The sequence below is a fragment of the Nocardioides dilutus genome (assembly GCF_054779555.1).
The window spans coordinates 676,750-698,913 of record NZ_BAAGYA010000003.1 but is presented as its reverse complement, the minus strand read 5'-3'; the positions used below and the strand labels follow the sequence as shown (position 1 = coordinate 698,913).

Here is a 22,164-nt window from a genome sequence, read left to right as displayed (position 1 = left end):
CCGCGTGTGGGACGTCGAGATCATCGAGAGCGCGGAGGCGGCCGCCGCCGCGCTGGATCCGGTCCGAGCCCGGCTGCTCGGCGAGCTGGCGGTCCCGGCCTCCGCCGCCGGACTCGCCGCCCGGGTCGGCATCGCGCGCCAGAAGGTCAACTACCACCTCAAGGCGCTCGAGGCGCACGGCCTGGTGGAGCTGTCCGAGGAGCGTCGGCACGGGGGTATCACCGAGCGGGTGCTGCGGGCGTCGGCGGCGTCCTACGTCGTGTCGCCGGCGGCCGTCAGCGCGTCCGCGGCCGACCCGGACGCCAACGCCGACCACCTGTCGGCGGGCTACCTCGTCGCGCTGGCCGGCCGGCTGGTGCGCGAGGTCGGAGCCTTGGCGCGCCGGGCCGGCGCGTCCGGGAAGCGCCTGCCGACGCTGACCATCGACACGCACATCGGCTTCCGGTCGGCCGCCGACCGGGCTGCCTTCGCCGACGACCTGACCGCGGCGGTGCTCGACCTGGCCGCCCGCTACCACCACGACGACGGGCGCCCGCACCGGCTCGTCGTCGCCGCCCACCCCCTTCCCGAGGAGAGCGCATGAGCACGACCCCGAACGTTCCCTACCGCCTGGAGTTCAGCGTCGAGGTCCCTGGCACCCCGGAGCAGGTCTGGCAGGCCATCGCCACCGCCAAGGGCATGAGCGCCTGGTTCCTGCCGACCGAGATGGAGGAGCGCAAGGGCGGCCGGCTGCACTTCTCCATGGGTGCCGAGATGGGCTCTGACGGCCACGTCACCGGCTGGGACCCACCGCGCCGCCTCGTCTACGAGGAGGACTGGGCCGCCCTCATGGGCAAGGACCCGGATGCGCTCAGTCCGCTGACGTCGGAGTTCCTCGTCGAGGCGCAGTCCGGCGGCACCTGCGTCGTACGAGTCACCAGCAGCGGCTTCGGGACCGGCGCCGGCTGGGAGTCGGAGTTCTGGGACGACATGGGCGCCAACTGGATGCCGTTCTTCGACAACCTGCGTCTCTACCTGGCGCACTTCCCCGGCCAGGAGGCCACGCAGCTGGAGGTCACGGCCAGCCACCCCGGCGACGCGGACGCGGTCTGGTCGACCCTCTACGAAGCGCTCGGGTTGAGCGAGGAGGGCGCGAGGGTCGAGGTGCGCGGCACCACCGGCACGGTCGAGCGGCTCGGCGAGCGGCAGGCCCTGGTGCGGCTCACCGCGCCGGTCCCCGGGATGCTCAGCGTCTTCGCCCACGCCTACGGCGAGGGCGCCGGGGAGGCGACGGCGGGCCTACGGGCCTACCTGTTCTCCGCCGACGCGGCGGACTACGTGCGACGTGAGGAGCCCGCCTGGCGGGCCTGGCTCCAGGGGCTCTCCGTCCCGGCCTGATCTTCTGCGCGGAATGCTGGTTCGACCCGTGACCTTCGGCCCTGTTCCCCTGGTGGTCGGGGTGATTGTGTGGCCATCGAAGGCGGGCAACAGAGCCGCCGGAACGGCCGATGGGTCCCGCCCTGGAAGGGAGCGGGACCATGTCCGTCGACATCAACCAACCTCGAGACGACGGCACCAGGGTTCTTGATGGGCCGCTGCACGGTCCTGCCCGCCTCGCGGGGGTGACGCGGGCCAATAGGTGGACGGTGACGACGGCCCTGCTGGCGCTGGGTGCCTCCGTGCTCGGGTTGTCCCTCGACGGCGTCTACACCGGCGCAGCGTCCACAGCCGAGATGCTGAGGGGCTACGACCTCGTCACGGCGGGAGTGGTTGTGCCGGTGCTCGCCGTGGTGACGCGGCTGACCCACCGTGGCTCGGTCCGGGCACAACTGGCATCGGTGACCCTGATCGCGTACCTGCTCTACACCTACGCCTACTACCTGTTCGGAACGGGATTCAACGATCTGTTCCTGCTGCACGCCGCGGTCTTCGCAACGGCAGTGGTCGCGATGATCCTGCATCTGACCAGCATCGACACCACTGCCCTTGCCCCAGAGCATCAGGCCGGCAGGTGGCGCGGTGCCGCGGGCGTCCTCGGTGTTCTGGCAGCCGCCTTGGGCGGCATGTGGGTCTACTTCGCCCTCGACAACGCGCTCACCGGCGATGTCCCCGCTGGTAGTCAGCTGGTGGAGACCGACACGATCGTGCACCTGGGCATGGCGCTCGACCTGACCCTGCTGGTGCCGTTGTACGCGGCGGCCGCACTCCTGCTGTGGCGGGGAGCCGCGTGGGGCTATGTCCTCGGCGCGATTTCGCTGGTTGCAGGTCTCCTGCACCAGGTGAGCTACATCGTCGCGCTGCCGTTCCAGGTCGCGGCCGACATCCCCGACGCCGTCCTCTACGACCCCGGAGAGCCGATCGTCGTGCTCGCGTATCTGCTCGGTGCCTTCCTCCTGCTCCGCCGCCACGGGCCGACGCTGAAAGCCTGAACGGAGGCCACTCATGACGCGGATCGAGGGACGCACCACCTTCGCCCGGGACCCGAACACCGGTGAGTCATCCTCCGTCCGGGACCGTCCCCGTTCCGGTCCGCCCAGGAGATCCCGATCCCTGGGACGATGGAGCACATGGAGGTTCGCACCAGCATCGACGTGGCCGCCTCCACGAACCACGTGTGGGAGGTGCTCGTCGACTTCGAGCGGTGGCCGGAATGGACGGACTCGGTCAGCAGCGTCCGCCCGCTGGACGCCGGACCCCTCGCGGTCGGGTCGCGAGTCGAGATATCCCAGCCGCGGCTTCCGACCGCCACCTACACGGTGACAGCGCTCGAACCCCGCCGCGCCTTCACCTGGGAGCAGCAGCAGCCAGGCAGCAGGGTGTCCGCGCACCACGAGTGCGCCCCGCTGCCGGACGGCGGGACGCGGGTCGAGCTGAGGGTCGTGATGAGCGGACTCCTCGGCAGCATCATGGGCCGGCTGTACCGCCGGCTCACCGAGCGCTACCTCGCGATGGAGGCCGCTGGTCTCAAGTCCCGGGCGGAAGGCATTGCCCACTGAGCCGCGCGGTCCGCGGTCCTGTGGCCAGCTGCCCCGATCAGGCGGACGCCGCCTGCTCGGCGATCCAGGCATCGACCCGCCGCTGCGCCTCCTCGGGGCTGACGTCCTCGACCCGGGTGAGGACGGCCCAGCGGTGTCCCCAGGGGTCCAGCAGCGAGCAGAACCGGTCGCCGGTCACGAAGGTCTGCGGCGCCTCGTAGCTCCTCGCCCCTGCGGCGACCGCCTTGCCGTGGACCGCGTCGACGTCGGGGACGTAGACGACGGTGGAGTGGTGGACGTCGTCGACACCCGACGGCGGCACCAGGTGGTGCGCGGGGTCGGGGTCGCTCAGCTGCATCCGGCCGCTGGGCAGCTGCAGCTCGCAATGGGCGACCGTCCCGTCCGGTCCGTCGTTGCGCGACACGACCTGCGCGCCGAACACCGAGGTGTAGAAGTCGATGGCCGCGGCGGCCCCGTCGACGCAGAGGAAGGGGGTGAGGCTGGTGTAGCCGTCCGGCATGAAGTTCGTCATGTCCGTGATCCTCCCTACGCTCCAGCCGTGGGTTCTTGGACGAACACGACAACCGAGCGCGCCGTGGGGATCCTGCGCCCCGAGCTCCACGACTCCGTCGTCCGCCGCGACAGGCTTGCACCCGCCGCCGCCCTCACGGCCTGGGTCGAGCACTACTGGTCTGTCGAGTGGGACCTCGAGGACAGGTCTCCGTTCGTGGCAGAGGTCGTCTCCCACCCCTCGATACACATAACGGTGGAGAGCGGCAGCCGGCCGCGGTTCGGCCACACCATGCCGGCCGGCCTTCTGCACGGCGTGGTCACCCGAAGGTTCAGCCACGAGCTCGTCGGCTCCGGCCGGGTCTTCGGGGTGAAGTTCCACCCCGGCGGCTTCGGGGCGTTCACAGGTGCGGACGTCGCCGCGTGGACCGACCGGGTGCTGCCGCTGTCGGTGGCGTTCGGAGGCTCTGCAGAACCCCTCGTCCGAGCCGTCCTCGCCGCGCCGGCCGACGCCGAGCGGGTCGACGCCGTCGACGACTTCCTCATGACCCGGGCGCCCGAGCGCGACGAGCGCTACGACGCGGTCCTGGACCTGGTCCGGGAGATCCGGGACGACCCGACGCTGACGACGGTCGAAGCTGCCGCGCGCCGGCACGCCCTGTCCGAGCGCACACTCCAGCGGCTGTTCCGGCGCTACGTGGGGGTCGGGCCCAAGTGGGTGCTGCGGCGGGCCCGGCTGCTCGATGCCGTCGACCGGATCGACACCGGCCGTTACGACGACCTCGCCTCGCTCGCCCACCAACTGGGCTGGTTCGACCAGGCGCACTTCACCCGGGACTTCAGCGCGCTGGTCGGGCAGCCGCCGGCGGCCTACGCCGCCCGCCGGGCCTGAGCCTCAGTGCTGGTAGGTCCCGTGGATGATCGCCCGGGCGGCGGTCTTGAAGGCCAGGTTGAACGACACCACCGCGGGGGAGGCGTCGGAGTCGACGCCGAGGCTCTCCTCCTTCACCGCGTGCACCACGAAGAAGTAGCGGTGCACCTGGTCGCCCTGCGGAGGAGCGGCGCCCATGAAACCCTTGACCCCGCCGTCGTTGCGGCACATGAAGGCGCTGCCGGGCAGCGAGGCGCCCTCGGCGCCGGCACCCGCGTCGAGCGAGGTGCAGTCGGCAGGCAGGTCGACGAGAACCCAGTGCCAGAAGCCGCTGGGGGTGGGCGCGTCCGGGTCGAAGCAGGTGACCGTGAAGCTCTTGGTGTCCTCGGGGAAACCCGACCAGGACAGCTGCGGCGAGCGGTCTCCGTGAGCGTTGACCTGGTCGTCCTTGAGCGGCTGTCCGTCGGTCACGTCGTCGCTGGTGACGGTGAACGACGGGACCGCCGGCAGCAGGTCGTAGGGGTCTGGGGCGACGGGACGGTCGAGGCTCATCACGGCTCCTGTGTCTTACGGCGGCTGGACGGTTCCCGACCCTAGTCCGCGGACCGCGATGATGGACCAGTGGACGAGGAGGCGACGTACCCCGCGGGGCTGCGGCTCGGTGGACGGCGCGTGGTGGTCGTGGGCGGCGGGCACGTCGCCCAGCGCCGCGTCCCCCAGCTGATCGCTGCGGGGGCCGAGGTCGTCCTCGTCTCGCCCCTGGTCACGCCCGCCATCGAGGGGATGGCGGCCGACGGCGAGATCCGGTGGGAGCCGCGTGGTTTCGTCGACGCCGACCTGGACGGAGCCTGGTACGTCATCGCGGCCACCGACGACCGCGAGGTCAACGAGCAGGTCAGCGCCGGTGCCGAGGCGCGACGGGTCTTCTGCGTGCGGTCGGACGACGCCACCCGGGCCAGCGCCTGGACGCCCGCGGTCGGCCGGCACGCCGGGGTGACGGTGGCGGTTCTCGGCAACCGCGAGCCGCGCCGCTCGGCCGCGGTGCGTGACGAGATCCTCGAGGGTCTGCGCGAGGGTCGGATCTCCGCGCGGCACCAGCGCGACCACACCCCCGGCGTGACCCTGGTCGGTGGCGGACCGGGCGACCCCGAGCTCATCGCCGTCGCGGGACGCAAGGCGCTGATGGAGGCCGACGTCGTGGTCGCCGACCGCCTAGCGCCACGCGAGCTCCTGGGTGAGCTGCCCGCCGACGTCGAGCTCATCGACGTCGCCAAGCTGCCCCGCGGACGCTCGGCCCAGCAGGAGGAGATCAACCGGCTCATCGTCGAGCACGCCCGCGCCGGCAAGCGGGTCGTGCGTTTCAAGGGCGGCGACAGCTTCGTCTTCGGCCGGGGCTACGAGGAGGTGCTGGCCTGCCGTGCGGCCGGCGTACCGGTCACCGTGATCCCCGGCCTGACGAGTCCCGTGTCCGTGCCGGGCCTGGCGAGCATCCCTGTCACCCACCGGGGTGTCGCCCACGACTTCACGGTGATCTCCGGTCATCTCCCGCCCGGCCACCCCGACTCGCTGACCGACTGGGGCGCGGTCGCGCGCCTCACCGGCACCCTCGTGCTGATGATGGCCGTCGAGAACGCATCGGCGATCGCCGACGTGCTGCTGGCCGGGGGCCGCAAGCCGGACACCCCGGTGGCGGTCATCTGCCAGGGCAGCATGCCGGCGGAGCGGACCGTCCTGTCGACGCTCGCCGGGCTGGGCGACGACCTCGTCCGTGAGTCGGTCGCACCGCCCGCGATCCTGGTGATCGGTGAGGTGGTCGCCGTGGCCCACCCCGAGCGCTACCCCTGATGGCGGCGCTGATCGAGGTCACCGACCCGGCCGACCCCAGGCTCGCCGACTATCGCGACCTGCGCGACGTCGAGCTGCGCAAGCACCTCGAGACCGAGCACGGGCTGTTCCTCGCCGAGGGCGAGAAGGTCGTACGCCGGGCGGCGGCCGCCGGCTTCACGCCGCGCTCGTTCCTCATGGCGCCGCGCTGGCTGGAGGGTCTGCGCGACGTGCTCGACGCGACGAGCGCCCCCTGCTTCGTCGTGAGCGAGGAGCTTGCCGAGGAGGTCACCGGGTTCCACGTCCACCGCGGCGCGCTGGCCTCGCTCGAACGCCGACCGCTGCCGGCGGTCGAGGACGTCCTGGCGGGCGCCCGCACGGTCCTGGTGCTCGAGGACGTCGTCGACCACACCAACGTCGGCGCGATCTTCCGCTGCGGTGCGGCGTTCGGCTTCGACGCCGTCCTGCTGGCGCCCCGCTGTGCCGACCCGCTCTACCGTCGGTCGGTCAAGGTGGCCATGGGCGCCGTCTTCGCGCTGCCCTGGACCCGGCTCCCGGACTGGGCGGACGCCCTGCCGTCGCTGAGCCGCCTCGGCTTCACGACGGTCGCCCTGACGCTGGCGACGGACGCTCGGCCGGTGGAGGACGCGGTCGCCGGCCTCGACCACGTCGCACTCGTCCTGGGGTCCGAGGGGCACGGTCTCTCCCGGCGGTGGGAGGAGGCTGCCGACCGGCGCGCCATCATCCCCATGTCGGGCGACGTCGACTCCCTCAACGTCGCCGCTGCTGCGGCCGTCGCGTGCTACGTGACCGCCCGCCGCTGAGCCGTCTACGGTCGGCGGGTGACCGACTACCGCACGCACGAGGCCGACTCGCCCTACCACCGCACCCTGCCGATCGGCGAGCGGCTGGACAGCTCACCTCTGGTCGCGGACTCACTCTCCTGTTTCGAGAGTGTGACGCTCAAAGCGCTCGAGCCGATGCTGGTGCCGGAGGAGCCGCGATACGCCGTCGGTGACCCCGAGAGCTGTGGGCACTGCCAGCCGTCGGAGCACACGATCTGGACCGACGACCTGTGGCACGTCAACGCGGGCTGGACCCGGATGGGCATCCCGTACGTCGGCGGTCTGGCGCCCAACCGGCACTGCACGCTCAACACGGCACCCCTGGACGTGCTGGCGACGCTCGGGCCGCTGATGCAGCGGCTCAACATCGCGGTGAAGTCGATCCCCGGGGTGGCGCGCACCCACTTCGCCCGCTGGGGCGACGGCAGCGAGCACTTCCACATGTGGGCACTGGCCCGCCCCGAAGGGATGATGCAGGGCCGCGGCCCGATGCTCGCGTTCTGGGATGACGTGCTCCCAGCGATGCCCGACGACCTGATGGCCGAGCACCTGCGGATCGTCGCCGAGAGCCTGGCCTCCGGTGGGGGTACGGCCTTCCCGAACCGGACCTGAGCTAAGCGGGCCAGGACTCCGGGTAGTCCTCCGCGGCCTTCTCCATCGCCTTCTGCAGCCGCTTGCGAGCCTTGGTCGGGAGCCGGTCACCGAAAACCGTGCCCACGGTGTGGTCGGTCTCGTGCTGCAGGCACCTGGCCAGCAGGCCGTCGCCCGAGAACTCGACGGGCTCGCCGTCGAGCCCGGTGCCGGTGACCGTGGCGAAGTCCGGACGCGCCAGCTCGACGAAGGCGCCGGGGTAGGAGAGGCAGCCCTCGTCCGTCTCGTCGAGGCGCCGGTCGCGCCCCTCCGGCAGCGTCAGCACCGGGTTGCAGACCACTCCTACGGTGCGCTGGCCTGACTCGTCGGGGCAGTCGAAGACGAACATCGCGAGGTCGACGCCGATCTGGCAGGCGGCGAGACCGACCCCGTCGGCGGCGTACATCGTCTCGACCATGTCGGCGGCGAGGCTGCGCAGGTCGTCGTCGTACGCCTCGACGGGCTGCTGGGCCCGGTGCATGACGGGCGTCCCCCAGCGGGTGATCGGACGGACGCTGCCGCCGCGTGGGAGTGGCCCGTGGGGTGCGCGCCCGAGCTCTGAGGACACGTCGGCCATGCCGGTGATCCTAGGTCGCGGCAGGAGACGCGCGGATCTGGCCTCCGGCGGGGATCCGCGGTGACCGAGGAGTCCGCGTGAGCGCGGTGCTTCGGCGGTGTGAGGCGAGACACCAGACCAACGTGTAGCCGCGTGTGTAACTCGGAGTTACATTTGCCGCATGTCGTTGTTGCCCAACCTCCGCCCAGGTGGACGCCCCGTCAGTAGGCACGGCGTGGTGTCCACCGAGACCCGTGACCCGATCGGTTACCTCGTCGCCGGCCTGAGCCGGCTGGCGCAGGCCGACCTGCTCGACCGGCTCAAGCTGCGCAAGCAGGCCGAGCAGACCGTGTTCACGGTGACCAGCGGCGGCTTCAAGGTGGTCACCGCCGCCAGCCGCCAGTTCTCGCGCCGTGGATCCAGCAAGAAGCAGGGCGTCCGGGCTCCGGGGGTGAGCGCTCCCGGCACTTTCGACCTGACGCCCACCGAGGACGAGCAGCTGCTCGTCGACGTCGTCACCGAGTTCGCCGACGAGGTGGTCCGGCCGGCCGCAGCAGAGGCCGACGAGTCCTGTGCGGCGCCGGTGGAGCTTCTCGAGGCGAGCCTGGAGATCGGGCTCCCCATCCTCGGCGTTCCCGAGGCGCTCGGCGGGGTCTCGGAGGCGCGCTCGGCGATGGCCGGCACGCTCGTCGCGGAGGCGCTCGGGAAGGGCGACATGGGCCTGGCCGTCGCCGCCCTGGCCTCGGGCTCGGTCGCCACGGCCATCGGTCTGTGGGGGACCGACGAGCAGCAGCAGACCTACCTGCCCGCGTTCACCGAGCCCTCCAACGGTGGCGCGAAGGGTGAGCAGGTGCCGGCCGCCGCCCTGGCGCTGGCCGAGCCGGCCGTGCTGTTCGACGCACTCTCCCCGGCGACCACCGCCACCAGGTCCGGCGACGGGTTCGTGCTCGACGGGGTGAAGTCGATGGTGCCCCGCGGTGCCGAGGCCGAGCTGTTCGTCGTCGGCGCCATGCTGGACGACGCGCCCGCGCTGTTCCTCATCGAGTCCTCGACCTCCGGCCTCACCGTCGAGGCCGACCCGTCGATGGGTGTGCGGGCCGCGTCCCTGACCACCCTGCGGCTCGACGGCGCGCAGGTCGGCGCCAACGCGGTGCTCGGCCCCAGCGACGGCTCGACGTACGCCGAGTGCGTGCGGCTGTCCCGGCTCGCCTGGTGTGCGCTCGCGGTGGGCACCGCCCAGGCGGTGCTCGACTACGTGACGCCCTACGTCAAGGAGCGCGAGGCCTTCGGTGAGCCGATCGCGCACCGCCAGTCGGTCGCCTTCATGGTCGCCGACATGGCCACCGAGCTGCAGGCGATGCGGCTGCTCACCTACAAGGCCGCGGCCCGCGCCGCCGCCGGCAAGGACTTCGCCAAGCAGGTCGCGATGGCCCGCCAGCTGTGTGCGGACAAGGGCATGCGGATCGGCCTCGACGGGGTCCAGCTGCTCGGCGGCCACGGCTTCGTCAAGGAGCACCCGGTCGAGCGGTGGTATCGCGACCTCAGAGCCGTCGGCATCGCGGAAGGAGCCGTTCTCGTATGACCATCTGGCTGGACGACCCGAAGAAGTTCCGGACCCTGACCGGGCAGGCCCACCAGGTCGCGATGAACATGCTGCGGCCGATCTCCCGGACCTATGACCGCGCCGAGCACGAGTATCCCAAGGAGCTCGACATGCTGGCCGCCATGATCGACGGGCTCGCCGAGTCAGGCGCCAGCGAGGGCGCGGGCGCGGGCGGCGTACGCCGGGACGAGTCCGGTGGCGATACGGGCGTGAAGAACGGCACCAACCTCGCCTCGGTGTTGTCCATCGCCGAGATGTGCTGGGGCGACGTCGGCCTGCTGCTGTCGATGCCCCGCCAGGGACTCGGCAACTCCGCGATCGCCTCGGTTGCCGACGACGAGCAGCTCAAGCGGTTCGAGGGCGTGTGGGCCGGGATGGCCATCACCGAGCCCGGCACCGGCTCAGACTCGGCCAACATCAGGACCACGGCCGTCCTCGACGGCGACGAGTACGTCATCAACGGCGAGAAGATCTTCGTCACCTCGGGCGACCGGGCCGACCACGTCGTGGTGTGGGCGACCCTGGACCGCGACCTCGGTCGGTCGGCCATCAAGTCGTTCGTGGTGCCCAAGGGCACCCCGGGGATGCGGGTGGAACGGCTGGAGCACAAGCTCGGCATCCGGGCCTCCGACACCGCCACGATCATCTTCGAGAACTGCCGGGTGCCGAAGGACAACCTCCTCGGCTCGCCCGAGGTCGACCCCAAGCAGGGCTTCGCAGGCGCGATGGCGACCTTCGACAACACCCGGCCGTTGGTGGCCTCCATGGCCGTCGGCTGCGCGACCGCGGCGCTGGACCTGACCCGCGAGCTCCTGGCCGAGGCCGGAGTGGTCGTCGACTACGACCGTCCGGCGCACCTCCAGTCGGCCGCCGCGGCGAAGGTGCTGCAGATGGAGGCCGACCTCGAGGCGGCGCGGCTGTTGATGCTCCAGGCCGCCTGGATGGCCGACAACCGCAAGCCCAACTCGCTGGAGGCCTCGATGGCGAAGGCGAAGGCCGGCCGGGTCGGCTCGGACGTCACGCTGAGCTGCGTGGAGCTGTGCGGCACGGTCGGTTACAGCGAGAACGAGCTGCTCGAGAAGTGGGCGCGCGACTCCAAGATCCTCGACATCTTCGAGGGCACGCAGCAGATCCAGCAGCTGATCATCGCCCGCCGGGTCCTGGGTCTGTCGAGCGCCGAGCTGAAGTAGCTCAGGCCAGCACCGGAGCGAGCCGAGCGAGGTCCTCGGGGGACTCGAGGTCGGCGAGCGCCACGAACACGGTGTCCACGCCGGCTTCGGCCAGTGCGCCGTAGCGGTCGCGCTGCTGAGCGCCGGTGCCGGCATGCGTGCGCGCGGCGTACGCCGCCGCGGGCGTCCGTCCCCGGAGCCGCTCGACCCTGGACCAAGTGTCCTCCCGGTCCCGGCCCACGGTCGGAAGGTCCAGCACGGTGACCAGGACGGTCTCGGAGTGGCGGCGCAGGGTCGCGATGTGGCCGTCGAGCGCGGGCTGGGCGGACGGCACGTTCGCAGCGTCGCCGAGCGTGGCGGCGACCCGCAGCGTCCGCGCACCTGCGCCACCGACGATCACGGGGATGCGACCTGTCGGCCGCGGGTACGCCGTCGTCTCTGGGAGCGACACGCGTTCGCCGTCGTAGGCCTTGGTGCCCGGGGCCCACAACGCGCGCATCGTCTCGATCCCGCGCTCCAGTGCGTCCAGCCGGTCCTTGGCCGGCGGGAACGGCAGCCCGAAGGCGGCGTGCTCGCGTTCCCACCAACCGGCGCCCACCCCCACGAAGGCGCGTCCACCCGTCAGCGCGTCGAGCGTCGCCGCGGCCTTGGCCGTGATCCCCGGTGCTCGAAAGCTGATCGGCGTGACCAGGGTGCCCAGCTCGAGGTCCGTGCCCAGCCCAGCGACGGCGCCCAGGGTCACCCACGGCTCCGGGATCGGCGACCAGGCGCGATCGACCTGCGGGATCTGGATGAGGTGGTCCATGAAGGCCAGCCCCGCGAACCCGGCGCGGTCCGCCTCGGTCGCCATCTCCCGGACCCAGGCGAAGGGATCCTCGCCCCAAGGGAACCGGCTGAGCTGGAGCACGACCTTGAGCCCCTGGGAGGTACGGAGGTCCCCGGAGGTATGCGGCTCCGGGACCCGCGTGATGTCCACCGGCGGCTCGTCACCGGTCACCGTGTGGACCACGTCCCAGCCCTCGTCCCGCAGGCGGGCCACGTGCTCGCGGTGACGCTTCAGCTGTGCGGCGAGCACCGCGGCCGGGACCGGGACGGTGCGGCCGGCGTTTCGGGCCCGGCAGGTGGCCTCCGGTACGTCGAGGACGACGGCGACGGCCGGCAGCCCGGCGGCCCTGGCCCGGGCCAGCCATCCGAGGCGGCGACCTGTGTCGGTGCCGAGGGTGTCTACGACCGTGCTGAGCCCACGGCCGAGCCGCGCGGCGACGATCGTCTCGAGCAGCGCGAACGCCTCGTCGGAGGCGTCGAGGTCGTGCGGGCCGCTGCCCACCACGCCGCGCAGCGCGTCCGAGGAGACGATCTCAGCGGGCCGGTAGCGTCCCGCGGCCCACGTGGACTTGCCGGAACCCGACGGCCCGACCAGCACGACCAGCGCGGGGTCGGGCAGCGGCATGGCTCAGGTGCTGGGGCGGGTGACCGGGAGCTTGGCGCCGGGCACCGACCGGGGCTTGCGCTTCGCCGGGCTCTTGGCCGTGGGCCGGGGCCCGGCGACGTTGCGGGCCACGATGGCGGGGGAGGGCGCTCCGGTCCTCGCAGCGGCGGGCTCGGCCACCGACACCGCGGGAGCAGGCTCGTCGACCGCCGCCGGAGCGGGGGTGAACGTCTCCGGGGGCGAGGGTGCCGGGCGCGACCGCCGAGGCAGGTGCGAGGACACCCGCCCCGCGACGCCGACCACGATCGGGCCGGCCGTGCGGACGGCCCGGTCCGCGACACCGCGGGCGAAGGGGATCGCAGTGGAGAGGGTCCAGTTGAGTGAGGGGATCCGCGCCATGGGCCGAGTCAACCACGGCTCCGAAGCGACGCGGCACGGTCTCAGCCGGGGGACCGGCCCGACCCCGGGGACTTCTTGGTCGGGGCCCTTCTCGCCGTCTTCTTGGCCGCCGTCTTCTTGGCCGCCGTCTTCTTGGTGGCTGTCTTCTTGCCCAGGGCCGTCTCGTCCGGAGTGGGGATCTCGGGCCGGCCCGCCGACGCGAGCTTCTTGGCCGCTGCCTTCTTGGCCGGCGCCTTCTTGGCAGCGGGCTTCACCGGGTCACCGTGTGAGCGAGTAGGCGCGTCCTGGGGGACGGCGTGCAGCGTCGAGGACTCCGGATCGTGCCGAGACCTCGGGGACTTGCGGCGACCGGGCACCCGGGAGGTGACGGCGCCTACCGCGCCGGCCGCTTGTCCGATCGCCTGGCCCACGACCTTCTGGCCGGTGTCGACCACCGTGACGACGGCGGCGCCGGTCAGCTGGCCGGCGGTGTCCTTGATCTTGGCGATCGGGCTCTTGCTGGGCACGGGCGTCCTTCCGGTCGGGTGAGGCGGGTGCTCCAGGTGGCAGCACCCGCCTGGTACCCATCAGGACACGGATCGGAACGGGTCGTGCTCCGCGAGGAGCTTGTCGACGCGGGCCTGGTCGAGGCGGGTGACCACCGCGGCGTCCTCCTGCGCGTCTCGGATGCACTTGGCGAGCGTGAAGGCCGAGGTGGTCAGGTAGAGCGTGCCGAGCCCGAGGAAGGAGCGGACCCACGGGTCCACGGGCAGGTAGAGGATCGCGAAGAGCATGGCCCCGAGCGCGATGGCGAACGAGAGGCCGGCCTGGGCGAAGAAGGCGGGGGTGTTCTTGGTCTGTGCGGGAGAGTTCGTCATGGCTCAAGGCTCGTCCGCCGCGAGAGCATCGGCGCTCGTCCTCGTACTCGACCTGGTCTGAGTACGGTGCCTCAGATGATCGAGGCGCCAGCGGACGGGACCGCGCGGAGGTGACCGGGCGCCGCGAAGCCCTCGAGTGCGAACGCCGCGTCGATCGCGCGCATGACCGCGTCGACGCGCTCGTCGGGGACGACCGCGACACTGGACCCGCCGAAGCCCCCGCCGGTCATCCGGGCGGCGACGGCACCCGCCTCGACGGCGACCGCGACCGCGACGTCCAGCTCGGGACAGCTGATCTCGAAATCGTCGCGCATGGACGCGTGTGACGCGGCGAAGAGCGCTCCGACGGCCGCCAGGTCGCCGGACGTCAGGGCTTCGACGCACCGGGAGACCCGGGCGATCTCGGTGACGATGTGCGTCGCCCGGCGACGCACGCGGTCGTCGGCCAGCGTCGCGACGGCGCTGAGGTCGGCCTGTCGCAGCGACGGCACACCGAGGGCAATGGCTGCCTCCTCGCAGTCCGCCCGGCGCTGCCCGTAGCCCCCGTCGACCAGCGCATGGGAGACGCGCGTGTCCGTGACCAGGAGAGTGTGGCCCTCGAGGGCGAGTGGGACCGGAGTGGTGCGTCCCCGGTCGGCGGGCAGGTCGAAGTCGATGAGGAGTGCGGCACCGAGCTCGCCCAGCATGGCGACCGTCTGGTCCATCCCGCCGGTGGGGGCGCCGACCACCTCCGTCTCCGCGCGCATCCCCACCTCCACGAGCTCGCGACGCAGGTCAGCGGTGAGCCGGAGGCCAAGCGCACCGGCGACGGCCACCCCCACCGCGCACTCGAGCGCCGCGGAGCTGGACAGCCCGGCACCCAGTGGCACGGTGCTGTCCACGAACAGGTCGACACCTGGGATGTCATGACCCGTCTCACGCAGCGCCCACACCACGCCCACGGCGTATGCCGCCCAACCCGAGACGGCGCCCGGCCCGATCGCGGACAGCGGCCCCTCCCAGGTCTCCGGGATCTGGGCGCTGGCGACGCGCACCGTGCCGGCCGGCGAGCCCCCGTCGATACGGGCCGCGGCGTACGTCGCATGCGGGAGGGCGACCGGTAGGACCAGTCCGTGGTTGTAGTCGGTGTGCTCGCCGATCAGGTTCACTCGCCCGGGCGCCCGGCCGACGGTGGCGGGTTCGACGCCGTACCGTTCCGCGAACCCGGCCCGGACCGAGCTGGCGCAATCGTGCGGGTCGCCCGCCTCGACGTAGGTCACGGCAGCAGACTAGGTGCGTGCGCTTCCTCGACGACCGGGTCCCCGCCCACGAACTGACCTACGACGACGTCTTCATGGTTCCGCGGCAGTCCTCGGTGGCCAGCCGCTACGACGTCAACCTGCGGACGGGGGACGGGACGGGGGCCACCATCCCGCTCGTGGTCGCCAACATGACCGCCATCGCCGGCAAGCGGATGGCCGAGACGGTAGCGCGCCGGGGCGGGCTCGTGGTGATCCCGCAGGACATCCCGATCCCCGTGGTCGCCGAGGTGATCTCCTGGGTCAAGTCCCGCCATCTGGTCGTCGACACGGCGATCGAGCTCGCACCGACCCAGACCGTCGCCGAGGCCATCGCGCTGATGCCGAAGCGGGCGCACCGAGCGGCCGTGGTCGTCGACGGGTCGGGCACCCCGCTGGGCGTCGTGACCGCGGAGGACTGCGCCGAGGTCGACCGGTTCGCCCAGGTGCACCACGTGATGCGGCCCGCCGACGCCACCATCTCCGCCGACAGCGATCCGCGGGAGGCGTTCGAGCGCATCGACGCGGCCCGGGCCGCCTTTGCCGTCGCGGTCGACGACGCCGGCCACCTGGTCGGGGTCCTGACTCGCGACGGCGCCCTGCGCGCCACGCTCTACGAGCCGGCCGTGGACGGATCCGCCCGGCTGCGGGTCGCGGCCGCGGTGGGCGTGACCGGCGAGGTGGCCGACAAGGCCGGCCGGCTCCTGGAGGCCGGCGTCGACTGCCTGGTGGTGGATACCGCCCACGGCCACCAGGACCGGATGGTCGAGGCGCTCGGCGCCGTCCGGTCGCTCGGACCGACCGTGCCGGTGGTCGCCGGCAACGTCGTCTCGGCGGAAGGGACGCGCGCGCTCCTCGAGGCCGGCGCGGACATCGTCAAGGTGGGTGTCGGCCCGGGTGCCATGTGCACGACCCGGATGATGACCGGGGTCGGCCGGCCGCAGTTCTCGGCCGTGCTGGAGTGCGCCTCGGCCGCGGCCGAGCTCGGCAGCCACGTGTGGGCCGACGGGGGAGTGCGGCACCCGCGCGACGTCGCGCTCGCCCTGGCCGCCGGCGCCTCGTCGGTGATGATCGGCTCGTGGTTCGCGGGCACGCACGAGTCACCGGGTGACCTGCTCGAGGACTCGTCGGGCCGCGCCTACAAGATCTCGTTCGGCATGGCCTCCGCCCGCGCGGTGGCCAACCGGACCGCCGGCGAGTCGGCCTACGACCGCGCCCGCAAGGGGCTCTACGAGGAGGGCATCTCGTCCTCGCGGATGTACCTCGACCCGGCGCGCCCCGGCGTGGAGGACCTCATCGACGAGATCTGCTCGGGCGTGCGCTCGGCCTGCACCTATGCCGGCGCGGGGACCCTCCAGGAGCTGCGTGAGCGGGCCGTCGTGGGCGTCCAGTCGGCCGCCGGGTTCACGGAGGGCCGGCCGCTGGCGACGTCCTGGTGACTCAGGACCGCGAGCTGCGCTCGCTGCGGCCGCGGACGATGCCGATGAACCTCTGGACCCGCTCGTCCTCGTCGTCGACGCGCCAGGCCAGGCCCACGGTCGTCGGTGGCAGGTCGACCACGGTCCGGTAGGTGACGTCCTTGCGGTGGTGCAGCCTGGCCACCGACATCGGCACCACGACGACGCCGGTCCCGGCCGCGACGGTCGCCACGACGTCGGCCGTCGACAGGTCGCCCCAGTCCTGGTGCTCCTCGGCGAGGTCGGTCCGCGTGACCTCCTCGAGCAGGGTCAGGGTGTTGTCGACGCTCATGACCGCGACCGGCAGCTCCTCGTAGAGCGGGATGAGGTGCAGTCCCTCACGCTCCACCGGCAGGCGGACCAGCGCCATCGACTGCGTCCCGTCCCGAACCCCGTCGAGCTGGGTGTCCTCAGTGAGAGGGACCAGCTCGAGCCGCTCCTTCGTCCGCTCCCGCCAGACACGCGCCCACTTGTCGGGGGTCGCGCCGGTGACGAAGCCGACGGTGAAGGTCATACGGGCAGTGTCACAGGCTGAGCCTCACAGCCGGCAGCCGGCCGCCTCGCACCTGAGCAGCAGGTGGAGCGTCCGCCGGAGGTCGCGGACCAGCTCCTGCTGCCACGGTGGCATCAGCTTGAGCGACTGCCAGCCGCCCACCATCAGGTTGTCGAGCTCGTAGGGGTCGCGGCGCAGGTCGTAGAGCTCCTCGCGATCGCTGTTGATGTAGTCGACGAGCTTCCAGCGCTCGGTGACCACGGCGTTGAAGTCCGAGAGCCGCGCGTGCCGCGGGCTCTCGACGATCGTCTCTGGGAACTCCTCGACAGCCGACAGCGCCTCCTTCTCCAGCGGGATCAGGCCTCGGCTGAGGAGGAGGTGGTCGCGGGGCAGGGACCGGTCCGCTCCGGTCAGGAGGGGAAGGAGCGACAGACCGTCGACCCGGTCCGGCGCGGGAGTACCGGTCATGTCGGCGATGGTGGGCGCGAGGTCGATGTTGCCGGCCAGCTCGCTGATCGTGGTGCCGGGCTCGATGCCCGGGCCGCGCACCAGCAACGGCACGCTGACGGTCTCCTCGAACTGGTTGTACTTCGCGATGTCGAGGCGATGCTCGCCCATGTTGTAGCCGTTGTCGGAGGTGAACACGATGTAGGTGTTGTCGAGGGTGCCCTGCGCCTCCAGCCTCCGGACCAGCGCCCCGACATTCGCGTCGAGGACCTGCACCGACCTGATCCGCTGCCGGAAGGTCTCGTCGATCTCGGCAGCCTTCTCGGCGGTCATCGGCCCGCGGACGGCGCTCAGCCCGTACTTGTCGCTGACGTCGGCCTCGTCGAAGCTCGGCCTCCGGGGGTAGCGCACGGCGCGGAACTCGGTGTCATAGCGGTCGGGCGCGGCGTACGGCGAGTGCGGCGCGTAGGACGCGTAGTAGAGGAACTTGCCGCCCTCGCGCAGGTTCATCCCGTCCAGGCCGTCGACCAGGTCGAGCATGCGGTCGCCCATGAGCTGGTCGAGGAAGTCGGTGCGCGGCGCCTCGTCCACGACGCCGTTGACGTTCACGACCGTGTCGCGCTGGCGGTAGGGCGTCCCGTCGACGGGGCTGAACCACGACTGCCAGCCGGGCGGGACGAACTCCTCGAGGGCCTGCTTCTCGGCCGCGGTGCCGTTGTATCCGCCCGGGTAGGGGTACTCGTTCAGGTACTTGCCGAGCAGTGCGCTGCGGTAGCCGTTGGACTCCAGCCAGGTCGGCAGGGCAGTCGACTCACGCCCCTCGTGCCAGCGGAAGAACCCTCCGGCCGGGTAGTGGTTGCCGCGCACCCCGTGGTTGTGGGTGTACTCACCGGACAGGATGCTCGCCCGCGAGGTGCAGCAGGTGGACTGCTCGACGTAGTAGCGGTCGAAGGTCGCTCCCTGGTCCGCGACCAGGCGCCGGGTCTGTGGCATCCACCTGAGCAGCAACTTGTCGAGGTCGTCCGCGACGATCACGACCACGTTGGGCCTCGGTGACGGCTTCGTGGCGTCCGAGGGGTCCGCTGCTGAGTGAAGGGCCGCGACACCGCTCCAGTTGGAGCCGACGAGTCCCAGGAGGACGGTCACGACCACCAGCCCGAACGCGGCCGACCAGCCCCTAGCCACGTGCGCTACCACTCCCTGGTCGTCGTCGTCCCCGTTGTCAGCGAACCAAGAACCCGCAGGTCAGAGGGCCTGCGGGTTCGGATCTGTGTCCGAGGGGGGACTTGAACCCCCACGCCCGATAAAGGGCACTAGCACCTCAAGCTAGCGCGTCTGCCAATTCCGCCACCCGGACGAGTGCGCCGAAACCCTAGCAAAGCAGCAGGCCGATCCTCGCATCGGTGGAACGGGCTCCGTGCAGCCGTGGATGACATGCTGGACGGCATGTCGGAGAGCAGCGAGCCGGGCGTGGACGCCGAGGTCGTCGACCTCTGCCGCGAGCTCGTCCGGATGGACACGAGCAACTACGGCGACGACTCCGGGCCGGGGGAGCGGAAGGCTGCGGAGCACGTCGCAGCGCTGCTCGACGAGGTCGGGATCGAGTCCCGGCTCTACGAGTCCGAGCCGGGCCGAACGTCACTGGTGGCGCACTGGGGCGGATCCGACGGGGACGCGCTCCTGCTGCACGGCCACCTGGACGTCGTACCAGCGGCCGCCGAGGACTGGCAGGTCGACCCGTTCGCCGGCGAGATCCAGGACGGCTATCTCTGGGGCCGCGGCACCGTCGACATGAAGGACTTCGACGCCATGCTGCTCGCGGTGGTCCGGCACCGCCAGCGCACGGGCCGGGTCCCCGACCGGCCGATCGTCCTGGCCTTCACCGCCGACGAGGAGGCGGGCGGCCACCTCGGCGCCCAGGTCCTGGTCGAGCAGCACCGTGAGGAGCTGGAGCGCTGCACCGAGGCCGTTGGGGAGGTCGGGGGCTTCAGCACCACGGTCCGGGGCCGGCGCCTCTACCTGATCGAGGCCGCCGAGAAGGGCATGGCCTGGCTCAAGCTCACCGCCCGGGGCACGGCCGGGCACGGCTCGATGATCAACCCGGACAACGCGGTGGCGCGCCTGACCGCGGCGGTGGCCCGACTCAGTGCCTACGAGTGGCCCGTCCGCCTGACTCCGACGATGGAGATCCTGCTGGCGACGGTGGCTGATCTCGCCGGCACCGAGGTCACCCCGGACAACGCGCCTGAACTGGTGCAGGAGTTCGGCGGCGCGGCGCGGATGCTGGGCGCGGTCATCAGCAACACCTTGCAGCCGACGATGCTGCAGGCCGGCTACAAGGTCAACGTGGTGCCCACCGAGGCGTCCGCCTACGTCGACGGCCGGTTCCTGCCCGGCTTCGAGGACGAGTTCCGGACCACGCTCGAGGAGCTGGTGGGCGAGGACATCACCATCGACGCGCTGAGCTGGCAGCAGCCGTGGGAGACGCCGTACGACGGTGCGCTGGTCGCGTCGATGGAACGGAGCATCCTCGCCGAGGACCCCGACGGGATCGTCGCGCCCTACCTGATGAGCGGCGGGACCGACGCCAAGCACTTCCGCGCCCTGGGCCTGCGCTCCTACGGGTTCGCACCGCTGCGGCTACCGGCCGATCTGGACTTCACTGCCCTCTTCCACGGCGTCGACGAGCGGGTGCCGACCGAGTCGCTCGAGTTCGGCGCGCGGGTGCTCGATCGCTTTCTGGACGAGGTCTAGGCGGTCCTGACGGCCCTGATGATCTTGCGTCGCAGGATCACCCGGCGTACGCCGTCGGACCCGATCCGCACCCGGTCGAGCTCCCAGCCGCCGTGCTCGGCACGCTCGACGAGCAGCTTGGTGACCACGGTGCGCGGGAACTCACGGTCGAAGACGACCTTGTCGAACTCCCACTCGACTCGTCGGGTCCCGGCTGTGCTCCTGGTCACGCTCACCAGACGCCCCCCGATACGTCATCGAGTGCCGAGGCGATCTCCTCCGGTAGCACCTTGTCCTCGATGTCGAGCGCGTCCTGGAGTTGTGCGGAGGTGCGCGCCCCGACGATCGGCGCAGTCACCCCGGGCCGGTCCCGCACCCAGACGAGCGCGACCTGGAGCGGTGTCCAGCCGAGCCCGTCCGCGGCCTTGGCCGTCGCCTCGACGATGCCGCGGCCCCGGTCGTCGAGATATGCGTCGACGAAGCCGCTGAAGATCCGGGAGGCGCCACGGGAGTCGGACGGGGTTCCGGTGCGGTACTTGCCGGTCAGGACGCCGCGGCCGAGCGGCGACCACGGCAGGACGCCGAGGCCCAGCGCCCGCGCCGCCGGCAGCACCTCCTGCTCGACCTTGCGGTTGACCAGCGAGTATTCGACCTGGGTCGAGGCCAGCGGCGCCCGGCCCGGCACTGATCGCTGCCAGGTGGCGGCCTGGCCGGTCTGCCAGCCGTTGTAGTTGGAGATGCCGACGTACGCCGCCCGCCCGGTGCTCACCGCGAAGTCCAGCGCACCGAGCGTCTCCTCCACGGGCGTCTCGTCCGTCCACACGTGCACCTGCCACAGGTCCACGTGGTCGACGCCGAGCCGCTTGAGCGAAGCGTCCAGGGTCGCCAAGAGCGTGCCCCGCGAGGTGTCGAGCACCCGGGTTCCCGTCCGCCGTGAGATGCCGGCCTTGGTGGCGATGACGACCTCGTCGCGCGGCACCACCGACCCGACGAGCGAACCGAGCAGCTCCTCCGAGCGGCCGTCGGTGTAGCCGGCCGCGGTGTCCACCAGGTTGCCGCCGGCACCGAGGAACCCGGTGAGCTGGTCGCGGGCCTCGTGCTCGTCGGTGTCGCCGCCCCAGGTCATGGTGCCGAGGCCCAGCCTCGAGACTCGAAGACCGGTGTGTCCCAGAGCCCTCCGCTGCATGGCGGAAACCGTAGTCCCCATAGGGTCGGGAGCCGTGGAGGACGTGCTGAAGGCTGTGGTGCTCGGTCTCATCCAGGGCCTCACGGAGTTCCTGCCCATCTCCAGCAGCGCTCATCTGCGGATCTACCCCGAGCTCGTCGGCTGGGGCGACCCGGGCGCGGCGTTCACGGCGGTCATCCAGATCGGCACCGAGCTCGCCGTGCTCATCTACTTCCGCAAGGACATCTGGCGGATCTTCTCCACCTGGGCGCGTTCCCTGGTCCGCCCGGAGTACCGAGGGCACCTCGATGCCCGGATGGGCTGGTACGTCATCGTGGGCTCGGTGCCGATCGTGGTGCTCGGCATCCTGCTCAAGGACGTGATCGAGCGCGACTTCCGCAGCCTCTGGCTGATCGCCGGGACCCTGGTCGTCTTCGGTGTGATCCTGGGGATCGCCGACCGGGTCGGCTCCACCGACCGGCAGATTCGGGAGATGCACCTCACGCACGCCGTCCTGCTGGGTCTGGCCCAGGCCTGCGCGCTCGTCCCTGGTGTCTCCCGCTCGGGTGCCACGCTGTCGATGGGCCGCTTCCTCGGCTACGACCGGGAGGCCGCGACCCGCTACGCGTTCCTGCTGGCCATTCCGGCGGTCGTCGGCGCCGGGCTGTTCGAGATCCCGGAGATCAGCTCTGGCGACAACGCCTACGGCTGGGGGCCGACGATCACCGCCACGGTGGTCTCGTTCGTCGTCGGCTACACCGCGATCGCGTGGCTGCTCCGCTACGTCTCCACGAACTCCTACACGCCGTTCGTCCTCTACCGCGTCGCTCTGGGGGTCGCCACGTTCGCCCTGCTGGGAACAGGCGTCCTCAGCAGCTAGCCGAAGGGGGCGAAGCCTTGCGAGCGCAGCGAGCGTCGCCATGGTCCCGGGGCCGAAGCTCACGA

Annotated in this window: 25 protein-coding genes and 1 tRNA gene; 13 read left to right on the top strand and 13 right to left on the bottom strand. The window is 71.7% G+C overall.

All coding sequences use genetic code 11. From position 1 onward, the window contains the following. Window positions 1–4: 4 nt before the first annotated feature. From ACYVC6_RS19075 to ACYVC6_RS19060, 4 genes are all read left to right on the top strand, one after another. Window positions 5–583 carry an ArsR/SmtB family transcription factor gene (locus ACYVC6_RS19075; RefSeq protein ID WP_460716037.1) on the top strand — a complete coding sequence of 193 codons (579 nt, stop codon included), beginning with the start codon at window positions 5–7 and terminating at the stop codon, window positions 581–583. Continuing rightward, a complete protein-coding gene (locus ACYVC6_RS19070) occupies window positions 580–1,377 on the top strand; it encodes an SRPBCC family protein (protein ID WP_460716036.1) in 798 nt (265 codons plus the stop codon). Before ACYVC6_RS19075 ends, ACYVC6_RS19070 begins: the two co-directional genes overlap by 4 nt. Window positions 1,378–1,517: 140 nt before the next feature. Then, entirely contained in the window at window positions 1,518–2,408 is an 891-nt protein-coding gene (locus tag ACYVC6_RS19065) for a hypothetical protein (protein ID WP_460716035.1), read from the top strand. Window positions 2,409–2,546: 138 nt separating this feature from the next. Then, complete coding sequence (locus ACYVC6_RS19060) at window positions 2,547–2,975, top strand: SRPBCC family protein (RefSeq protein WP_460716034.1); 429 nt, start codon at window positions 2,547–2,549, stop codon at window positions 2,973–2,975. A gap of 37 nt (window positions 2,976–3,012) precedes the next feature. Here ACYVC6_RS19060 and ACYVC6_RS19055 read toward each other — a convergent pair whose 3' ends face one another. Then, the gene (locus tag ACYVC6_RS19055) at window positions 3,013–3,486 is read right to left on the bottom strand and encodes a VOC family protein (RefSeq protein WP_460716033.1); all 474 of its coding nucleotides are present in this window, start codon (window positions 3,484–3,486) and stop codon (window positions 3,013–3,015) included. Window positions 3,487–3,513: 27 nt separating this feature from the next. Between ACYVC6_RS19055 and ACYVC6_RS19050 the strand changes: the two genes are divergently transcribed. Beyond that, entirely contained in the window at window positions 3,514–4,356 is an 843-nt protein-coding gene (locus tag ACYVC6_RS19050) for a DUF6597 domain-containing transcriptional factor (RefSeq protein WP_460716032.1), read from the top strand. A 3-nt stretch (window positions 4,357–4,359) separates the two neighbouring features. On the opposite strand, the gene ACYVC6_RS19045 is transcribed toward ACYVC6_RS19050, so the two are convergent. Continuing rightward, entirely contained in the window at window positions 4,360–4,887 is a 528-nt protein-coding gene (locus ACYVC6_RS19045) for a YbhB/YbcL family Raf kinase inhibitor-like protein (protein ID WP_460716031.1), read from the bottom strand. A 69-nt stretch (window positions 4,888–4,956) separates the two neighbouring features. Here ACYVC6_RS19045 and cobA point away from each other — a divergent pair, with 69 nt between their 5' ends. Genes cobA through ACYVC6_RS19030 form a run of 3 tightly spaced genes read left to right on the top strand, consistent with a single transcriptional unit; the run spans window position 4,957 to window position 7,616 of the window. Beyond that, a complete protein-coding gene (gene cobA / locus ACYVC6_RS19040) occupies window positions 4,957–6,180 on the top strand; it encodes a uroporphyrinogen-III C-methyltransferase (protein ID WP_460716030.1) in 1,224 nt (407 codons plus the stop codon). Beyond that, a complete protein-coding gene (locus ACYVC6_RS19035; protein ID WP_460716029.1) occupies window positions 6,180–6,983 on the top strand; it encodes a TrmH family RNA methyltransferase in 804 nt (267 codons plus the stop codon). Before cobA ends, ACYVC6_RS19035 begins: the two co-directional genes overlap by 1 nt. A gap of 18 nt (window positions 6,984–7,001) precedes the next feature. Then, on the top strand, window positions 7,002–7,616 hold the full coding sequence (locus ACYVC6_RS19030; protein ID WP_460716028.1) for a hypothetical protein: 615 nt from the start codon (window positions 7,002–7,004) through the stop codon (window positions 7,614–7,616). 1 nt (window position 7,617) lies between these two features. On the opposite strand, the gene def is transcribed toward ACYVC6_RS19030, so the two are convergent. Beyond that, window positions 7,618–8,211 (bottom strand): peptide deformylase, encoded by a 594-nt coding sequence (def, locus tag ACYVC6_RS19025; RefSeq protein ID WP_460716027.1) that lies wholly within the window; start codon window positions 8,209–8,211, stop codon window positions 7,618–7,620. Window positions 8,212–8,428: 217 nt separating this feature from the next. Here def and ACYVC6_RS19020 point away from each other — a divergent pair, with 217 nt between their 5' ends. Both ACYVC6_RS19020 and ACYVC6_RS19015 read left to right on the top strand, forming a co-directional pair. Then, window positions 8,429–9,772 carry an acyl-CoA dehydrogenase family protein gene (locus tag ACYVC6_RS19020; RefSeq protein WP_460716026.1) on the top strand — a complete coding sequence of 448 codons (1,344 nt, stop codon included), beginning with the start codon at window positions 8,429–8,431 and terminating at the stop codon, window positions 9,770–9,772. Beyond that, window positions 9,769–10,983 carry an acyl-CoA dehydrogenase family protein gene (locus ACYVC6_RS19015; protein WP_460716025.1) on the top strand — a complete coding sequence of 405 codons (1,215 nt, stop codon included), beginning with the start codon at window positions 9,769–9,771 and terminating at the stop codon, window positions 10,981–10,983. Before ACYVC6_RS19020 ends, ACYVC6_RS19015 begins: the two co-directional genes overlap by 4 nt. A 1-nt stretch (window position 10,984) precedes the next feature. On the opposite strand, the gene ACYVC6_RS19010 is transcribed toward ACYVC6_RS19015, so the two are convergent. The 5 genes from ACYVC6_RS19010 to galK form a co-directional block, all read right to left on the bottom strand. Then, window positions 10,985–12,412: an LLM class flavin-dependent oxidoreductase gene (locus ACYVC6_RS19010; protein WP_460716024.1), complete on the bottom strand. Its 1,428-nt coding sequence runs from the start codon at window positions 12,410–12,412 to the stop codon at window positions 10,985–10,987. A 3-nt stretch (window positions 12,413–12,415) separates the two neighbouring features. Continuing rightward, complete coding sequence (locus ACYVC6_RS19005) at window positions 12,416–12,790, bottom strand: hypothetical protein (RefSeq protein ID WP_460716023.1); 375 nt, start codon at window positions 12,788–12,790, stop codon at window positions 12,416–12,418. Window positions 12,791–12,831: 41 nt separating this feature from the next. Then, window positions 12,832–13,296, bottom strand: coding sequence for a hypothetical protein (locus ACYVC6_RS19000; protein ID WP_460716022.1), 465 nt, complete (start codon window positions 13,294–13,296; stop codon window positions 12,832–12,834). Window positions 13,297–13,356: 60 nt separating this feature from the next. Beyond that, window positions 13,357–13,647: a YiaA/YiaB family inner membrane protein gene (locus ACYVC6_RS18995; protein ID WP_460716021.1), complete on the bottom strand. Its 291-nt coding sequence runs from the start codon at window positions 13,645–13,647 to the stop codon at window positions 13,357–13,359. Between the two features lie 71 nt (window positions 13,648–13,718). Further along, entirely contained in the window at window positions 13,719–14,906 is a 1,188-nt protein-coding gene (gene galK / locus ACYVC6_RS18990; RefSeq protein WP_460716020.1) for a galactokinase, read from the bottom strand. Window positions 14,907–14,923: 17 nt separating this feature from the next. Here galK and ACYVC6_RS18985 point away from each other — a divergent pair, with 17 nt between their 5' ends. Continuing rightward, window positions 14,924–16,363, top strand: a complete 1,440-nt coding sequence (locus ACYVC6_RS18985; RefSeq protein ID WP_460716018.1) for a GuaB1 family IMP dehydrogenase-related protein — start codon at window positions 14,924–14,926, stop codon at window positions 16,361–16,363. A gap of 1 nt (window position 16,364) precedes the next feature. Here ACYVC6_RS18985 and ACYVC6_RS18980 read toward each other — a convergent pair whose 3' ends face one another. The 3 genes from ACYVC6_RS18980 to ACYVC6_RS18970 form a co-directional block, all read right to left on the bottom strand. Beyond that, a complete protein-coding gene (locus ACYVC6_RS18980) occupies window positions 16,365–16,895 on the bottom strand; it encodes a LysR substrate-binding domain-containing protein (RefSeq protein WP_460716017.1) in 531 nt (176 codons plus the stop codon). Window positions 16,896–16,919: 24 nt separating this feature from the next. Continuing rightward, entirely contained in the window at window positions 16,920–18,506 is a 1,587-nt protein-coding gene (locus tag ACYVC6_RS18975) for a sulfatase family protein (protein ID WP_460716016.1), read from the bottom strand. Between the two features lie 86 nt (window positions 18,507–18,592). After that, window positions 18,593–18,678 (bottom strand) — tRNA-Leu (locus ACYVC6_RS18970). A 77-nt stretch (window positions 18,679–18,755) separates the two neighbouring features. Here ACYVC6_RS18970 and ACYVC6_RS18965 point away from each other — a divergent pair. Next, window positions 18,756–20,075 (top strand): M20/M25/M40 family metallo-hydrolase, encoded by a 1,320-nt coding sequence (locus ACYVC6_RS18965; protein WP_460716519.1) that lies wholly within the window; start codon window positions 18,756–18,758, stop codon window positions 20,073–20,075. Here ACYVC6_RS18965 and ACYVC6_RS18960 read toward each other — a convergent pair. After that, window positions 20,072–20,284: a DUF5703 family protein gene (locus ACYVC6_RS18960; protein WP_460716015.1), complete on the bottom strand. Its 213-nt coding sequence runs from the start codon at window positions 20,282–20,284 to the stop codon at window positions 20,072–20,074. The genes ACYVC6_RS18965 and ACYVC6_RS18960 overlap by 4 nt on opposite strands. Before the next feature lie 2 nt (window positions 20,285–20,286). Beyond that, entirely contained in the window at window positions 20,287–21,240 is a 954-nt protein-coding gene (locus ACYVC6_RS18955) for an aldo/keto reductase (protein ID WP_460716014.1), read from the bottom strand. 34 nt (window positions 21,241–21,274) lie between these two features. Here ACYVC6_RS18955 and ACYVC6_RS18950 point away from each other — a divergent pair, with 34 nt between their 5' ends. Next, window positions 21,275–22,099, top strand: coding sequence for an undecaprenyl-diphosphate phosphatase (locus tag ACYVC6_RS18950; RefSeq protein ID WP_460716013.1), 825 nt, complete (start codon window positions 21,275–21,277; stop codon window positions 22,097–22,099). Window positions 22,100–22,164 lie beyond the last annotated feature (65 nt).

What these genes read in the sequence shown, in the direction of transcription:
- ACYVC6_RS19070 (WP_460716036.1), top strand. Translation starts at nt 580, where the DNA reads ATGAGCACGACCCCGAACGTTCCCTACCGCCTGGAGTTCAGCGTCGAG.
- ACYVC6_RS19065 (WP_460716035.1), top strand. Translation starts at nt 1,518, where the DNA reads ATGTCCGTCGACATCAACCAACCTCGAGACGACGGCACCAGGGTTCTT.
- ACYVC6_RS19060 (WP_460716034.1), top strand. Translation starts at nt 2,547, where the DNA reads ATGGAGGTTCGCACCAGCATCGACGTGGCCGCCTCCACGAACCACGTG.
- ACYVC6_RS19055 (WP_460716033.1), bottom strand. Translation starts at nt 3,486, where the DNA reads ATGACGAACTTCATGCCGGACGGCTACACCAGCCTCACCCCCTTCCTC.
- ACYVC6_RS19045 (WP_460716031.1), bottom strand. Translation starts at nt 4,887, where the DNA reads ATGAGCCTCGACCGTCCCGTCGCCCCAGACCCCTACGACCTGCTGCCG.
- ACYVC6_RS19035 (WP_460716029.1), top strand. Translation starts at nt 6,180, where the DNA reads ATGGCGGCGCTGATCGAGGTCACCGACCCGGCCGACCCCAGGCTCGCC.
- def (WP_460716027.1), bottom strand. Translation starts at nt 8,211, where the DNA reads ATGGCCGACGTGTCCTCAGAGCTCGGGCGCGCACCCCACGGGCCACTC.
- ACYVC6_RS19015 (WP_460716025.1), top strand. Translation starts at nt 9,769, where the DNA reads ATGACCATCTGGCTGGACGACCCGAAGAAGTTCCGGACCCTGACCGGG.
- ACYVC6_RS19010 (WP_460716024.1), bottom strand. Translation starts at nt 12,412, where the DNA reads ATGCCGCTGCCCGACCCCGCGCTGGTCGTGCTGGTCGGGCCGTCGGGT.
- ACYVC6_RS19005 (WP_460716023.1), bottom strand. Translation starts at nt 12,790, where the DNA reads ATGGCGCGGATCCCCTCACTCAACTGGACCCTCTCCACTGCGATCCCC.
- ACYVC6_RS18995 (WP_460716021.1), bottom strand. Translation starts at nt 13,647, where the DNA reads ATGACGAACTCTCCCGCACAGACCAAGAACACCCCCGCCTTCTTCGCC.
- ACYVC6_RS18980 (WP_460716017.1), bottom strand. Translation starts at nt 16,895, where the DNA reads ATGACCTTCACCGTCGGCTTCGTCACCGGCGCGACCCCCGACAAGTGG.
- ACYVC6_RS18965 (WP_460716519.1), top strand. Translation starts at nt 18,756, where the DNA reads ATGCTGGACGGCATGTCGGAGAGCAGCGAGCCGGGCGTGGACGCCGAG.
- ACYVC6_RS18955 (WP_460716014.1), bottom strand. Translation starts at nt 21,240, where the DNA reads ATGCAGCGGAGGGCTCTGGGACACACCGGTCTTCGAGTCTCGAGGCTG.